11 protein-coding genes and 4 tRNA genes are annotated in these 14,610 nt (G+C 67.2%); 8 read left to right on the top strand and 7 right to left on the bottom strand.

Going from position 1 to position 14,610, the window contains the following annotated elements:
- Positions 1-28 precede the first annotated feature (28 nt).
- Complete coding sequence (locus NI1_RS14360; RefSeq protein ID WP_218026746.1) at positions 29-886, top strand: alpha/beta fold hydrolase; 858 nt, start codon at positions 29-31, stop codon at positions 884-886.
- Positions 887-967: 81 nt separating this feature from the next.
- Here the strand turns inward: NI1_RS14360 and NI1_RS14355 are convergent, their stop codons facing one another.
- The 3 genes from NI1_RS14355 to NI1_RS14345 all read right to left on the bottom strand — a co-directional run bounded on the left by NI1_RS14355 (position 968) and on the right by NI1_RS14345 (position 2,984).
- A complete protein-coding gene (locus tag NI1_RS14355) occupies positions 968-1,954 on the bottom strand; it encodes an acyl-ACP desaturase (RefSeq protein WP_067819885.1) in 987 nt (328 codons plus the stop codon).
- A 210-nt stretch (positions 1,955-2,164) separates the two neighbouring features.
- Positions 2,165-2,776, bottom strand: a complete 612-nt coding sequence (locus NI1_RS14350; protein WP_067819883.1) for a DUF937 domain-containing protein — start codon at positions 2,774-2,776, stop codon at positions 2,165-2,167.
- A gap of 135 nt (positions 2,777-2,911) precedes the next feature.
- Positions 2,912-2,984 (bottom strand) — tRNA-Lys (locus tag NI1_RS14345).
- A gap of 1,129 nt (positions 2,985-4,113) precedes the next feature.
- On the opposite strand from NI1_RS14345, the gene NI1_RS14340 reads away from it, so the two are divergent.
- From NI1_RS14340 to NI1_RS14320, 6 genes are all read left to right on the top strand, one after another.
- Positions 4,114-4,779, top strand: coding sequence for a TetR family transcriptional regulator (locus NI1_RS14340; protein WP_067819880.1), 666 nt, complete (start codon positions 4,114-4,116; stop codon positions 4,777-4,779).
- 92 nt (positions 4,780-4,871) lie between these two features.
- Positions 4,872-4,944 (top strand) — tRNA-Glu (locus NI1_RS14335).
- A gap of 33 nt (positions 4,945-4,977) precedes the next feature.
- A tRNA-Asp gene (locus NI1_RS14330) sits at positions 4,978-5,051 on the top strand.
- 34 nt (positions 5,052-5,085) lie between these two features.
- A tRNA-Phe gene (locus tag NI1_RS14325) sits at positions 5,086-5,162 on the top strand.
- Positions 5,163-5,422: 260 nt separating this feature from the next.
- Positions 5,423-5,596, top strand: a complete 174-nt coding sequence (locus tag NI1_RS38490) for a hypothetical protein (RefSeq protein ID WP_169815581.1) — start codon at positions 5,423-5,425, stop codon at positions 5,594-5,596.
- 81 nt (positions 5,597-5,677) lie between these two features.
- Positions 5,678-6,427, top strand: coding sequence for a polyprenol monophosphomannose synthase (locus NI1_RS14320; protein ID WP_067819878.1), 750 nt, complete (start codon positions 5,678-5,680; stop codon positions 6,425-6,427).
- 62 nt (positions 6,428-6,489) lie between these two features.
- On the opposite strand, the gene NI1_RS14315 is transcribed toward NI1_RS14320, so the two are convergent.
- Both NI1_RS14315 and NI1_RS14310 read right to left on the bottom strand, forming a co-directional pair.
- A complete protein-coding gene (locus NI1_RS14315; RefSeq protein ID WP_084523198.1) occupies positions 6,490-8,022 on the bottom strand; it encodes an HAD-IB family hydrolase in 1,533 nt (510 codons plus the stop codon).
- A complete protein-coding gene (locus NI1_RS14310) occupies positions 8,019-10,388 on the bottom strand; it encodes a glycerol-3-phosphate 1-O-acyltransferase (RefSeq protein WP_067820504.1) in 2,370 nt (789 codons plus the stop codon). The genes NI1_RS14315 and NI1_RS14310 overlap by 4 nt, the downstream gene beginning before the upstream one ends.
- A gap of 211 nt (positions 10,389-10,599) precedes the next feature.
- Here NI1_RS14310 and NI1_RS14305 point away from each other — a divergent pair, with 211 nt between their 5' ends.
- A complete protein-coding gene (locus NI1_RS14305; RefSeq protein WP_067819876.1) occupies positions 10,600-11,931 on the top strand; it encodes a salicylate synthase in 1,332 nt (443 codons plus the stop codon).
- 17 nt (positions 11,932-11,948) lie between these two features.
- Here the strand turns inward: NI1_RS14305 and NI1_RS14300 are convergent, their stop codons facing one another.
- Together NI1_RS14300 and NI1_RS14295 are read right to left on the bottom strand one after the other, a co-directional pair.
- On the bottom strand, positions 11,949-12,818 hold the full coding sequence (locus NI1_RS14300; RefSeq protein WP_067819873.1) for an oxidoreductase: 870 nt from the start codon (positions 12,816-12,818) through the stop codon (positions 11,949-11,951).
- A gap of 99 nt (positions 12,819-12,917) precedes the next feature.
- Positions 12,918-14,540 carry a (2,3-dihydroxybenzoyl)adenylate synthase gene (locus NI1_RS14295; RefSeq protein WP_067819870.1) on the bottom strand — a complete coding sequence of 541 codons (1,623 nt, stop codon included), beginning with the start codon at positions 14,538-14,540 and terminating at the stop codon, positions 12,918-12,920.
- Positions 14,541-14,610: the final 70 nt, after the last annotated feature.

Below are 14,610 nucleotides of genomic sequence, written 5' to 3'. Positions count from 1 at the left end.
CCCGAACGGCATCGACGAGGCCGGTTTCGTGCGCATCGGCGGCATCGACCAGTGGGTGTCGATCCGCGGGGAGGACCTGAACAATCCGGTCGTGCTGGAACTGCACGGCGGTCCCGGCACCACCAACCTGGTCTTCCTCCCGCGCACCCGCGACTGGGAGCGGCACTTCACGATGGTGCGCTGGGATATGCGCGGCAGCGGCGAGACCTTCGCGCTCGGCGGCCCGGACGGGCAGGGCGAGCTGAGCTTGGATCGCATCTACCGGGACGCTCTGGAGCTCGTCGCCCACCTGCGCGGCCGGCTCGGCGTCGGCAAGGTGCTGCTGCTGGCGAACTCCTTCAGCACCAATGTCGGTCTGCGCCTGGCCCGGAACCATCCGGAGTTGTTCTCCGCCTACGTCGGCACCGATCAGAACATCTACGCGGGCGGCCGGGAAGGCGTGGATCGCAGGGGCTGGAGCGGGGCCGAGCTCGCGGAGCACAGCAAGCGGACGCTGATGTCGGACCGGCTCTCCGCGAACACCATGAAGACGGTGGTGCTCGGTTCACGGTGGTTCTCGCCGCTGCACACGCTGCGCGGCCTGCGCGGGTACATGGACGCCATGAAGTTCTCCGAACCACTGCTGGCCCAGGCGGTTTCGATCGACGAGTGGGCGGAGGGCACCGCGTTCGAGATCCCGGTGTTCTTCTTCCAGGGTGATGCCGACGTGCTCACCCCGCCGGAGTCGGTGCGCCGCTTCCACGCGGACGTGACCGCGCCGGTGACGGATTTCGCGCTGATCGGCGAGGCGAGCCATTTCGCCGCCTTCCGGCACCCGGACCGCTTCCTGGAGCTGCTGCTGACCAGGGTCCGCCCGGTCGTGACGGCGCAACCCGCCCGCGCCTGACTCCGGACCCGGTGCGGCACCAGCGAAACGGCCCCGCTCGACCGGATCGGTCGAGCGGGGCCGTTGGGGATCGGGGCCGGATCAGCTGTTGCTGGCGGCGAGTTCCTTCTCACGCTTGGCGGCTTCGCGGGCGAGCATGCGGTCGCGCTGCTCCTCGAACTTCACGACGTCCTTGCCGAGCTTCTCGAGGAAGTTGCCGAGGCGGTCGCGGGTCTCTTCGCCGCGTGCGCTGAAGTCGTCGCGCTCGAAGATGCGCCACTTCTTCAGCACCGGGTTCACCACTTCTTCGAGGTGCTGGCGCAGGTCGTAGATGCCGTGCTTGGCCATCAGCACGCCGTTGCGGCGGAAGTTGGGCATACCGGCGCCCGGCATCTGGAAGTTCTCCAGAATCAGGGTGATGGCTTCGAGGGTCTGGTCGGGGCTCAGGTCCAGAGCCGCGGCGCACATGTTCCGGTAGAAGATCATGTGCAGGTTCTCGTCCGCGGCGATGCGCTGGAGCATGCGGTCGGCGATCGGATCGTCGCAGACCTTGCCGGTATTGCGGTGCGAGACGCGGGTGGCGAGTTCCTGGAAGGTCACGTACGCCACCGAGAACAGGAAGCCCGCGCTGCCGGGGAGCTTCTCCAGTTCCTCTGTGGGCGAGGCGAACCCGTTGGTCATATGGATCATGCGGGCCTGCTCGAGGGCGACCGGGTCGACGCCGCGGGTGACGACCAGGTAGTCGCGCATGACGATGCCGTGCCGGTTCTCCTCGGCGGTCCAGCGGCCGACCCAGGTGCCCCAGGCGCCGTCCTGGGAGAAGTTCTCGGCGATCTCCCGGTGGTAGGAGGGGAGGTTGTCCTCGGTGAGCAGGTTGGTGATCATCGCCGCCTTGGCGAGTTCGCTCAGCTTCGACTGTTCGGGATCCCAGTCGATGCCGCCCATGGCGGCGAAGTTGCGTCCTTCTTCCCACGGCACGTAGTCGTGCGGGTGCCATTCCTTGGCCAGGGAGAGGTGGCGGTTGACGTTCTCCGCGGCAACCGGCTCCAACTCCGTCAGCAGCTCGAGTTGAGTCAGATCCTTTGCCATAGACATGCCCTTCATGTTGTGCGTACTTGCAGTTGGTTCCCTCGCCGGCCGCAACGCCGCGCCCATACCTTACGTGACCGTAGGGTGATGTGAAACTCATACGATTGCCATTGCGCAGGTCGTGACCGTTGTCATACGAGAACGGCCCACAGCGACGTCTATCGCCATGGGCCGCAGTTCGTTAGCCGCGCACCGGGTGTCGATGCAATGTCACTTCTTGCCGCCGAGCAAACCGCCCAGCACATTCCCGAGAACGCTGCCCGCGTTCTGGCCGACCGCTTTACCCAGAATGTCGCCCAGACCGCCACTGCCGCCCTGGCCGCCGCCGGTGGCGCCCCCCAGCAGGCTACCCAAAATGTCCCCGATGCCGCCGCCGCCCGCCTGGGCGCCGGTCGCGGCGCCCCCGCCGGCCGCCGCGCCGCCGAGCATCTTCTTGCCGACGTAGGCGAGCACGATCGGCGCCAGCATCGGCAGCAGCTTCGACATCAGATCCTGGGTGATGGCGCTGTCGCCGACATTGCCCAAGGCGCTCATGACGGTGTTCTTCTCGGCGCCGAAGGTCTGCTCGACCACCTGGTTGCCGGCGGCGGTGTCGACCTGCTCGATATTGACACCGCCTTCGAGCAGATCGTCTGGCTGCTTTGCGATTTCGCCCTCGAGGTGAGCCGCCGCATCGGGGTTGCCGGCCTGTGCCTGGAAGCCGCCCAGGAGTACCGGTATGGCCGCGCCGATCGCGGTGTTGGCGGTCGCCTGATCGACACCGAGCTTCTCGGCGATCTGTGCGACGGGTACTTGAGAGAGCAGGTCATCGAAGGAAGTCATGAACTCCGCCTGTGCTGAAGGGGTCCCGGAAATGCCCTAACAGGGTCACGGTAGGCGAAAACCGGACAGATTGCTACAGATTCGCGGTTGTGGCGAGGGGCCCGGATGTAGCGTTCCGGGCCCCTCGCGAGACGGTGCCCCCACCAGGGCTCGAACCTGGGACCTGCGGATTAAAAGTCCGTAGCTCTACCAACTGAGCTATAGGGGCGCGGGATGTGAGTGTAGTGCGCCGTGTGCACAAGTGTTAAACGAGTATCCGATTGTGCTCGGGCCATTGATGTTTGCGCAGGTCATGGTGGTTGACGCGGCGCGGCGGGGCGGCGTGGCGGGAACGGCGGCCCGGCGTCGGGGCGGCCGGGCGCGGGTCGCGGGGGAGCCGTGCGGGCCCCGGGCGGGTGCGGCACTTGATGACCGGGTGTGCCGATCCGGTGACGGCACGTGCCGAACCGGTCGGCTTTTGCCGGTGCCGCCGGGGGAGCGAGGCACGATGAGAGGTTGTGAAGGTTCGGACCGGTCGGTGGGGGGACACATCAAGCGGACTGGGGGGTCCGGTTGCAATGACGGGCCGCTCCCTCGCGTCCCGGCCCGGTCTCGCGACGGCGTGTCGCGGGGCCGGTTCGAGCGCCCGCATGCCGGCCGGAGCACCGGGCCCGGCAATCGTGTTGCCACTCAGTTTGTTTCGTGGCGGCCACGTGTGAATATCATCCAATGGTGATGTGTGGCAAGCATTTTGGTGTTGGGGGAGGGGATCCTGCGGGTCCGCCGCCGCGATGGCGGCGCGGGTCCGGGCGTGATGCCGGTGCGGTACGGCCGGAATCGGGTGCGATCGGCCGACGGCCGAACATCACTGGGATATGGGCGAATTCAGCTATTCGGACCAATCGCCCATTCGGTAGCTGCGAAATTGCGGTACTCGATAGGGGGCAGGCTGGCTAACTGACTTTCCGGTACACCTCACGCAGGGTGCGCTTTCCGGGTAACTTGACCGACTGGTGAATTCCCGAAGAACTGGGATTGCCCCGGCGGCACGGGATTCGGCTTATCGTTGATGTGCCCGAACGTGTCGCGACCGGTCGTGCCGATCGCGGCTCCACAACAGATGAAGCTGCGGGAGGACGACCGACACGACGTGATCGCCAGGGTGCGCACCCCCTGAGGTGCACCCTGGCGGGAAAAACTATACCAGTTGGTGTGTTTCAAGTTTTTCGCGCTTTTTCGTACCAAAAGTTTGGTAATTCGGGCAAAAGCCCGTTCAAAAGTATTTGAAAGACACGTAACTTTGCGTCGTAACTTCGAAAAGGGTTGCGGCGGTAGCTAGCTTCGGAGGCGTTTCGAGCATGGCACGGCAGCAAGAGCGGGCCCGCCGGACACGCGCGGCGATCATCAGGTCCGCCGCCGTTGAGTTCGGGAAGAGCGGCTATGCCGCTGCTTCGCTCAACCGCATATTGGAAGGTTCCCGGGCGACCAAGGGCGCCATGTACTTCCACTTCGACTCGAAGGAGGATTTGGCGCGGGCGGTCTTGGAAGCCGCCGTCGATCGTTATCGCGCCTCGACTGAAAGATGGCTCGCCCGAGGCGATCTCGGGCCGCTGGATACCTTGCACGGCATGATCGACGAGATCGCGCTGCGCTTGGAGAACGACATCATCATCCAGGCGGAGTTCCGGCTCATCATCGAACCGGAGTTCTACCGTGACATCCAGGCCGGCGGCGGCCGAATCCTCGGGCGGTCCATCCGGCTGCTCGCGGTCCGCGCGACCGAGCACAAACAGCTGCGCCCGGAGACCGATCCGGACCGGTTCACCCGCACCTTGGCGGCGGCCCTCGCGGGCCAGCGCTACATCACCGATGTGCTGGGCGGTCCGGTGGATCTGCGTTCTCGTTTCGCCGAAGCGCTCGAGGTGGTCATCGACGCCACCGCGACGCCGGAGTGGATCGAGGAGTTCCGCCGCGTCGGCTGGAAGGTGTCCGCTCGGCTGGAAGATCTCAATTTGGGACTCTGACCAGCAGATTTGGGATTACGGCAGATGCTGTCATAAGCTATCTCCGCTCCCAACGGATGCCGTTGAGCAACGGTCCAGAGCAATCTGGCCGGGCCCCCTTCGTCTAGCGGCCTAGGACGCCGCCCTTTCAAGGCGGTAGCGCGGGTTCGAATCCCGTAGGGGGTACAACGGTGGAAACACCGTTGTCGGAGCAAGCAAGGCCCTGTGGCGCAGTTGGTTAGCGCGCCGCCCTGTCACGGCGGAGGTCGCGGGTTCGAGTCCCGTCAGGGTCGCAAGACTAGCGTGGCATTCAGTACGGGTGCCTCCGGCCAGGTAGCTCAGTTGGTACGAGCGTCCGCCTGAAAAGCGGAAGGTCGCCGGTTCAATCCCGGCTCTGGCCACCACCTTCCAGAAGACCGCACCCTCCGGGTGCGGTCTTCTTTTATTCGACGTGGGGGCAAGCCCCCACACCCCCATACGGTGTTGGGCCTTGCCTCCATATCCCGATCGGTGAACGCACCAGCTGGTGTCGTGGTTTGCGTCCGACCGCCGGCGGGGCTTGCCCCATCCGAACCCGAGCCTCCGGCCCCGCACGTTAGTGCGGGGCCCGGCCACTCCGCGTGTTCCGGGGATGCGGGGCTGATCTTGGTGACATGCTGGAGGCATGGCTGACTCGGATGACGCTTGGTACTACGACCTTTCTTCGCACAAGGCCGTGCAGGGGAAGCAGGGGTGGGTGGGGGATCGGATGGGGCCCTATCCCGACAAGGCAACTGCGGAGCGGGCTTTGGAGATCGCGAAGGCGCGGAACAAGGCGGCCGACGCGGACGAGGACTGATGTCACGGTGACGGGATGGCACCCCCCTGATGATGCGGTCATGTGGAGCTCAGGTGCATCAAGTACCGTTTTGAGCTGGAAATGGGCGAGAACGAGCGGGAGGGTTTTGCCTTGAAGGTCACCGTGGTGGTGCCGACTTACAACGAGCGTGAGAATCTGCCGGTGGCGGTGGAGCGGTTGACCGCGCTACCGGTGGCGGATCTGCACGTCTTGGTTGTGGACGACAATTCGCCGGACGGCACCGGCGAGGTGGCCGACAAGCTGGCCGCCGATCTGCCCAACGCGGTGAGCGTGCTGCACCGGACGGAGAAGGACGGCCTGGGGAGGGCCTATATCGCCGGCATCACGAAGGCGCTCGACGAGGGCGCGGACGTGGTGATCCAGATGGACGCCGACCTGTCGCATCCCGCCGAGGTCATTCCGGCCATGCTGGAGAAGCTGGAGACCACCGACGCCGGCGTGGTGCTCGGATCCCGTTACGTGCCCGGTGGTTCCACCGCCGAGGAGTGGAAGTGGTACCGCAAGGCGCTGTCGGCCTGGGCCAACTTCTACGTGAACCTGCTGCTGCGCCTGAACGTGAAGGACGCGACCGCGGGCTTCAAGGCGTGGAAGGCCGATACGCTGCGCGCCATCGACGTGGCCTCGATCAAGTCGAACGGTTACTCGTTCCAGGTCGAGATGAACTACCGCACCGTCAAGCAGGGCATCAAGATCGCCGAGGTGCCGATCCGCTTCGAGGAGCGCACCCTGGGCGCATCCAAGATGAGCTTCAAGGTGCAGCTGGAATCGGCCTTGATGCCGTGGAAGCTGCTCTTCGGCAAGCAGGTTTGATCCCCTCCGGCACCTCGCGTTCGCGGCCCCGGTGGGCCGCGGACGCAGACTGACGTCTCGAACTAGGTGAGTTCCGGCCAGTGCAGCAGGGTCTCGACGAAGAGCTGCCGGACTCGCTCCACGTCGGCGTCCATCTCGGCCGGGTTCCAGCCGCTGACGTCGATCGGCGCCAGCACCGCCACGTCCACGACGCCTTTGCGCACGATTGCCGAATTGCGCCAGGCGATTTCCCCCGCGTTCCGGATCACCACCGGAATGACCGGCACACCCGCCTGAATCGCGATGTGGAAGGCGCCCTTCTTGAAGGGCCCGACACTCGGGGTCAGCGAACGGGTGCCCTCCGGCGCGATCACCACCGACAGCCCGCCGCGCAGGGTTTCGACGACCGGTTCCAGGGCCGCTTTGGCCGCAATCGAATTCGCCCGATCGATGAAGGTCACCTCGACGAATCGCATGAGCGGCCCGAAGACCGGGTTCTTGGTGATCTCCTTCTTGGCGATGCCGGTGAATCCGGTACCCAGCACCTCCGCCAGCACCACGATGTCGAACTGGCTCTGGTGATTGAAGATGAAGACCGCCGGCCGCGGTGCGCGCGTGTACTCGGCCCCGGCGACCCGTACCCGCACCCCGGTGCCGCGCAGGGTGGAGTCGGCCGCGTAGGTCATCATCGAATCCGCCATGCGCCGGCGTTCTTTCGTGTGCGCCTTGGCCGCCACCCCGAACAACGCCCCGCCGAGCAGTCCGGTGAATCCGGCCAGGGTGCGCGCGTAGTCGGCGGCGTTCGGTGACCGGCGCGGCCGGAAATGCAGTACGGGCCAATCTTTTTCGGCGGCCTCCAGCACCACGCGCGGATCCGGATTGACGGCGATGTGCTGCCCGCCCAGTTGCAGCAGCGGCAGGTCGGCCGCACTGTCGGCGTACACCCAGCTGTGCTCCAGGTCGATATCGTGCGCGCTGGCGAATCGCCGCACCGCATCGGCTTTACCGTTGCGCCACAGCGGTTTTCCCTCCACGTGCCCGGTGAGCACCCCGTCCTGTACCGCCATGGCGGTGCACAGCACATGCGGTATCCCGAGCTCGTCGGCGACCGGCTGCACCTGATACCGGGTGAGCGAGCTGACCAGCACGATGGTGTGCCCGGCCGCCTCGTGCTCGCGCACCAGCCGCCACGCCTCCGGGTACAGGTGCCCGTACACGGTGCGCTGGAACACCTGCTCGCCCAGGCTTTTCAGCTCGTCCTCCGGCACGCCGGCCCACGAGTACATGATCTGTTGCAGGAATCGCTCGTACTCGCCTTCGCTGCGCGCCCCGCGAATCCCGCCCAATAGTTCGGCCGCCAGGGTGCGTTCGCTGCTGCGGCGGCGCAGCACCCGGCCGGGCAGGGCTGGCGGGTTGAACCCGTGCACGACGGTGCCGCCGAAGTCGAAGACGGCGGCGATGCGCGGCCCGTGCGGTCCGGAGCGGATCGCGGCCAGGGTGTCGTCGAGGCTGACGGTCCCGACCGGCTGCTGGGTGATGCCCACCCCGGGTTCCAGCGGAGTCGGTTGCAGCGCATCGCCTCCGGACAGCGTCGAGTCTCCGGCCCGATGCGTCATAGCGTGTCCAGCCGGTTGGACGGGTCCAGGGTGGCGGCCCGCGAGATGCGCGCCCCGATGGCCCGCAGTTCGGCGGCGAACAGGGCGCGGCGCTGGGCCAGCTCCGCCGGATCGTCGCCGAGGGTGAGCAGCCCGTGATTGTCGGCGAGTTTGAGTGCGCTGCCGAACAATTCCGACGACACCGATTCGGGGCTGTGCAGCCGCTGTTGCAGCAGCATCTGTTTGCCCACGCTGAGCGCTTCGTCGATGAGCGCCTTCTTGTCCACCGGTACGGCCGGATCGCTCGCGGCGAGCCGTTCGGCCACCACCAGTTGCGCGTCGAAGAACGAGCGCAGTACCCGGTGCGCCATGATGAACCCGGAGTCGGCCAGGTTGGCCAGTACGTCGGTGCCGACGGTCCCGGCCGCGGTGCGCCGATGCCATTCCGGGTCGACGAGCAGCATCTCGGCGGTGAGCTGGCTGGTGAATTCGGCGCGTTCGGGGAAGAAGAACTCGAATTTGAGCAGATCGCGCAGCCGGTAAGCGGTCTCCCAGCCGACCCTCAGCTGATCGCCTTCGGGGGCTTCGACGGCGGTGAGCACCGAGAGTTCGAGGATGGCGCGGTTGACGAACCAGTGCACGGCGCTGTTGCGGTAGAACGCGGCCTCCAGGTGCGCGCCCGCGCCGATCGAGTAGACCGGTTCCAGCCCACCGCGATACACGGTCACCACTTTGGCGACGGCGAGCTGTTCGAGCACCACCGCCAGCCCGTGATCGTCGCGCAGGGTGTCGAGTTCGCCGCGCGGCAGGTTCCGGCCCTCCAGATATCCGAGCACGGGGGCGATGGCGGCCCGCAGTTCGGTTCTGGTGAGCGCACGTTCGTGCACACCCAGCAGCACCAGCGTGGTGAGGGCGTTGACGGTGACGGGCGTGACGTCGTTGATGCCGACGGCGACCTCGAACGCGAGTCGTTGCACCGCTTTGTGTTCCAGCTCCACCAGTTCGTCAGGGGCATTGACGGGCGGGTGCGCGGTGAGCGGATCCCCGTGTGCGGTCAGCCTTTCCCGCGCCGACAGCGGGGTGCCGAACCGGATGTACACGTGCCCGGCCGAATGCTGTTGATTGCGCACGTACCGGGCCAGCCAGGCCAGCCCCTCGGGTTGTTTGCTGCCGCCGGTCTGTTCGTCGGCGATGGCCCCGATCTCGTTGAGCCGTTCGTAGGTGATCGACACCGGCACCAGCATCACATCGTCGATGCGTTTCGAACGCAGCGCCGCCGCAAGATAATTCAGCAAGCCGTAGCGGGGCGGCCGCAGCTTGCCGGTGCGGGTGCGCCCGCCTTCGAAGTACCACTCCAGGTTGAATCGCTTGGCCAGCAGATACGCGAAATACTCCTCGACGACCGCCTTGTACACCTCGTCGTCGCCGAAGCTGCGGCGGATGAACACGGTGCCGGTGCGCCGTGCGATCGGCCCGAGCGGCCAGAATTTCAGATTGGCCCCGCCCACCACGTGATTGGGCGGAAAGTCGTTGCGCGCCAGAATGTCTCCGAGCACGAAGGCATCCACGTAGGACCGGTGCGAAGGCAGGAAGACCAGCGGATACCGCCGGTTCAGATGCTTCAGCCGGTCCAGCCCGGTCTCGTCGCTGTCGACCTTCCAGGTGGAGGCGTGCACCGGCCGCATGGCCTGGGTGAACAGGTCCGAGACCAGGCGGCTCTGCGCGGCGACGAGCTCCTTCAACGCCTTCTCGGCGCGCCGGTACACCTCGCGCGAGGAGGTGCCGGTGGCCTCGGCAATGACATCGAGCCGCCGCAGGAATTCGGGGGAGTCCAGGATCTCCTCGGCCACCAGCCGCGGCACCTTGTACCGGTCGCCGATGACCGCGCGTTCGGCGCGTTCCAGGGCCACGATGCCCGCGCGGACGATGGCCCGCGCGAAGGCTTCCGGCGCTCCGGCGGCGCCCGGATTATTGGCCCGCAGCTCGCTCAGCCGGGCGGGCGCGCCGGTCAGCACCAGGTGCCGGTCGGGTGCCTTGGCCAGCAGCCGCCGCTGCACGAATCGATTGGGCTTGCGCGGGTTGGTGAGGGTGAGCAGATCGTTGAAGGTGGTGCGCCGCACGCCGTCTCGTTCCGGCGGCAGCCACAGCACCCGTACCGGCACCACCAGCGGATCGTCACTGCGCCCGACCAGGCGCGCGGCCACCGCATCGGGGTCGAGGTCGAGTTGGGTGACGGGGGCGCCGGTGTCGAATTCCTGCGCGATACCACCTTCGGCGAGCCAGTTGCCGATGAGTTCGCGCTCCACCTTGCCGGCGGCGTCGACGAGGGCGACCACCGAACCCGGTGTGCTGGCGGCCCGGGGGAGCCGATTGTCGTGATCGAGCATCTTCGTTCCCTCCGCAGGTGACCGCCGTATCCCATTCAAGCCGATCGGGCGGTCGCGGCGCGGCGGGTCGGTCAATTCACCCATCGGCGTGCTGGTTTCGGAGTGTCGTCGAGCGGAGTGATCGAGCTCGCTCGTCCGCCCTCGCATGCATATGAAAGGTAATGCTAACCTCACACGCAGTGAGTAAGGTAAAGCTAACCTTGGAGGACTGGTGACGGTCGCGGACGAGCGGGTACGAGCCGGGGGCGAACAACGGTGGGGTGAACACGTCACCGATCCGGTGGCCGCGGTGACCGCATTGGCGGCAGCGGATCGCTTCGGCGAGTACGTGGTCTACGAACAGCCCGGTGCGTGGGTGTTCGCGGCCGATCCGCTCGGCGGCATCGAACTCGATGCCGATGAGCTGCGGGTCAGCTGGGACGGGCAGACCGTCGCCGGAGCGTGGGACGGCAGCCCCGCGCAGGCCGTGGATCGCGCGCTGGCGGGGATGCCGGAGCGCCGGAACGCCTACGGCTGGATCGGCTTCGAGTTCTGCGCCTGGTCGCTCGGCGCGACCGGACACGTGCATCCGCGAGCCACCCTCGCGCACTTGATGATTCCGCGCATCGAGGTGCGTATCGATGCGGCCGGGGTGCGGGTGTCGGGGGCGACGCCCACCGAGACCGCCGATATCCACGAGCTGATCGCGGCGGCGCAGGGCACCCCGCTGCCGCAGCCGCATCCGGTGGACGTCACCGTCGATCCGACCGGTTACCGGGATCGGGTCGCGGCCGGCGTCGCCGAGATCAACTCCGGGAAGTATCAGAAGGTCATCCTGTCGCGGAAGGTGGATCTGCCCTTCGCCGTGAACGTTCCGGAGACCTACCGGCTGGGGCGGGTCAACAACACGCCCGCGCGCTCGTTCCTGCTGCGGCTCGGCGGCCTCGAAGCGGCCGGGTTCAGCCCGGAACTGGTGGCGGCCGTGGACGGCGACCGCGTGGTGACCACCGAACCCCTCGCCGGCACCCGGGCCTTCGGGCGCGGCGACGAGGTGGATATGGCGGCCCGCGCCGACCTGGTTCGCGATCCCAAGGAGATCGTCGAACACGCGCTGTCGGTACAGCTTTCCTTCGCCGAGATCGAGGCGGTGGCCGAACCGGAGACCACCGCGGTCTCCGATTTCATGGCGGTGCGCGAGCGCGGCAGCGTGCAGCACCTGGCCTCCACCGTCAAGGGTGTGCTGGCCGCCGATCGCAGTCCGTGGGACGCCCTGGAGATGCTGTTCCCGTCGGTGACCGCCTCGGGTATTCCCAAGGCGGCCGGAGTGGATGCGGTGTTCCGCCTCGACCACGACGATCGCGGGCTGTACTCCGGTGCCGTGGTGACGGTTTCGCCCGATGGCGCGCTGGAGGCGACGCTGGTGCTGCGCGCGGTCTACCAGACCGGTGCGGGGGCGTGGCTGCGCGCCGGCGCGGGCGTGGTCGGGCAATCCAAGCCCGAGCGGGAATTCGAGGAGACCTGCGAGAAGCTGGGCAGCGTCGCGCCGTATGTAGTGCGGGCGTAATAGCCCCGTCCCCTGCCTCAGTCGAGGAATTCGACGCCGGTCAACCGCTCGGCCAGCTCCCAGAGCTGGCGGGCGGTTTTCTCGTCGTGGGAGGCGTTGCTGGAGGCGTTGCGGGTGGGGTGACCGCGCCAGGCGAACCATTCGGGACCGTAGAAGGCTCCGGGTTTCGCGTCCGCCACCGCGGCGTACAGCGTTGGCAGCGCCCCCATTTCCGCGCTCTGGGCGATGAGGCGATTGCCCAGTCCGATGAAGGTCTCGAGGAAGTTCTGGGACTTGGTATTGATCTCGGTCGCGGCGTACCCCGGATGCGCGGCCACCGCGAGCTTGTCGCTGCCGGCCGCGGTCAGCCTGCGTTGCAGCTCGTAGGTGAACATGAGCAACGCCAGCTTGGATTGCCCGTAGGCCCCGAATCGCTGATACGCCCGCTGCTCCCAGTTCAGATCCTCCAGATCGATCCGCCCGATCAGGTGGGTGAGGCTGGAGACCGTCACCACCCGCTCCGAAATCCGGTCCAGCAGTAGCCCGGTCAGCGCGAAGTGACCCAGGAAGTTGGTGCCGATCTGCATCTCGAAACCGTCGGCGGTCCGGCTGTACGGCACCGCCATCACACCGGCATTGTTGATCAGCACGTCGGCGTGTTCGACGGAGTCGGCGAAGGCGCGCACCGAGTGCAGGTCGGCCAGGTCGAGCGTGCGCACCTGGCCCAGCCCGTTCATGGTCTTCGCCACCGCGTGACCCTTGACCTCGTTGCGGCAGGCCATGATCACCTGTCCGCCCGCCGCCGCCAGGGCGTGCGCGGTCGCCGCGCCCAGGCCGCTGGTGGCTCCGGTGACGATGTAGGTCTTACCGGTCAGATCCTGGATATCCGTCGTGCTCCACCCACCCATAGACAAACTCTATGACGTGAGCCGGGCGCTGTCGTGCCGAACGGCCGTGATCGAATGCACACGGCCGCAATGACTCCGGTGAGCGGTGCCAGAGTTGCGTCAGGCGTCGCGCAGCGCCTTCTTGTCGATCTTGCCGACCGCGGTGACGGGCAGTACATCGGCCCGGCGCAGCACGTCGGGGAGTTTGTAGGTGGCCAGGCCGCGTTCGGTCAGGAAGGTCTTGATGGCGGCCAGCGTCGGCATCTCGCCCTCCACTACCAGTACGGCGCAGGCTTTTTCGCCGAGCGAGGCATCGGGCAGGCCGACGGCGGCGGCGTGCCGGACGCCCGGGTAGGCGAGCAGATGCTCTTCCAGCTCATCGCAGGAGATGTTCTCGCCGCCCCGGTTGATCACGTCCTTGATCCGGCCCGACACGATCAGGTGGCCGCTGGGCAGCCGCCGCACCAGATCGCCGCTGCGGTAGAAGCCGTCGGGAGTGAACGCGCGCGAATTGTGTTCGGGGGCACGGTAGTAGCCGCGCAGGGTGTACGGGCCGCGGGTGAGCAGCTCGCCCTCCTCACCGTCGGGGACGTCGTTGCCGTCCTCGTCCACCACCCGGACCTCGTCGGCGGGGGAGAGCGGGCGGCCCTGGGAGATCGCGACGATATCGTCGGAATCCTCGGCGCGGGTGTAGTTGAGCAGGCCCTCGGCCATGCCGAACACCTGCTGGAGGCGGCAGCCCAGGGCCGGGGTGACCTCGCGGGCGTTCACCTCGGCCAGCTTCGCGCCGCCGACCTGGAGCAGGCGCAGGGTGGACAGGTCCGCGTCCTCCCAATCGACCGCGGCGGACCAGAGCTGGGCCAGCGGCGGGACCACGGCGGTCACGGTGACGCCGTGCCGCTCGATGGCGGCGAAGGCGTTCTCCGGGCTGGGATCGGTGACGAAGGCCATGGCGCCGCCGGTGGCCACGGTGCCGAGCACGCCGGGGCAGGCGAGCGGGAAGTTGTGGGCGACCGGGAGGGTCGCGAGGTAGACGTCCTCGGGGCCGAGCTCGCACACCTCGGCGCTGGCCTTCGCGTTGTAGGTGTAGTCGTCGTGGGTGCGGGCGATCAGCTTGGGCAGGCCGGTGGTGCCGCCGGAGACCAGCATCAGTGCGATATCGTTCGGGTCAACCTCGGGGAGGGAATCACCCTCGGCCGGAATGGAATTCAGGGCGATGTGCGCGCCCGGGTCGCCGTGCACCAGTACGTGCTTCAGGGTCGGGACCGCGGCCTGCACCTCCGCGGCCAGCTTGCGGTAGTCGAAGTCGCCGGAGCGATCCGCCGCGATGTACGCGACCGCCTCGGAAAGCCTTGTCAGATGCTCGATTTCGGCGCGGCGGTGTGCCGGGAGCGTGAGCACCGGAATGATGCCGGCGCGCAGCAGGCCGAAGAGCGTCGGCAGGAACTCGGGGACATTGGGCAACTGGACGACCACCCGATCGCCCGGCGCCAGGCCGAGTTTCGCGAACCCGTGCGCCATCCGGTCGGCGGTCGCGTCGAGTTCGGCGTAGGTGACCGGTGTCCCGCCGTCCGCGGCGAGCAGTGCCGGACGCTCCGGCCACCGCCGGGCCGCCGCGCGCAGCAGTTCACCGAGCGGCTGCCCCGCCCAGTACCCGGCTGCCCGGTATTGCTCGGCGAGCTCGGTCGGGAAAGGGACGAAGCCGTCGCGATGGTGCGCGGTGGCGGTGGAAATCGATGTCACAGCTCTGGCCTCTAGCGAATAAGGGTGCGTTTACAAAGGTTAGGCAACCCTATATCAATGGGTTAGGCTG

This window comes from Nocardia inohanensis NBRC 100128 (assembly GCF_001612945.1).
Lineage (GTDB): Bacteria > Actinomycetota > Actinomycetes > Mycobacteriales > Mycobacteriaceae > Nocardia > Nocardia inohanensis.
This window is presented reverse-complemented; position numbering and strand designations above follow the sequence as displayed.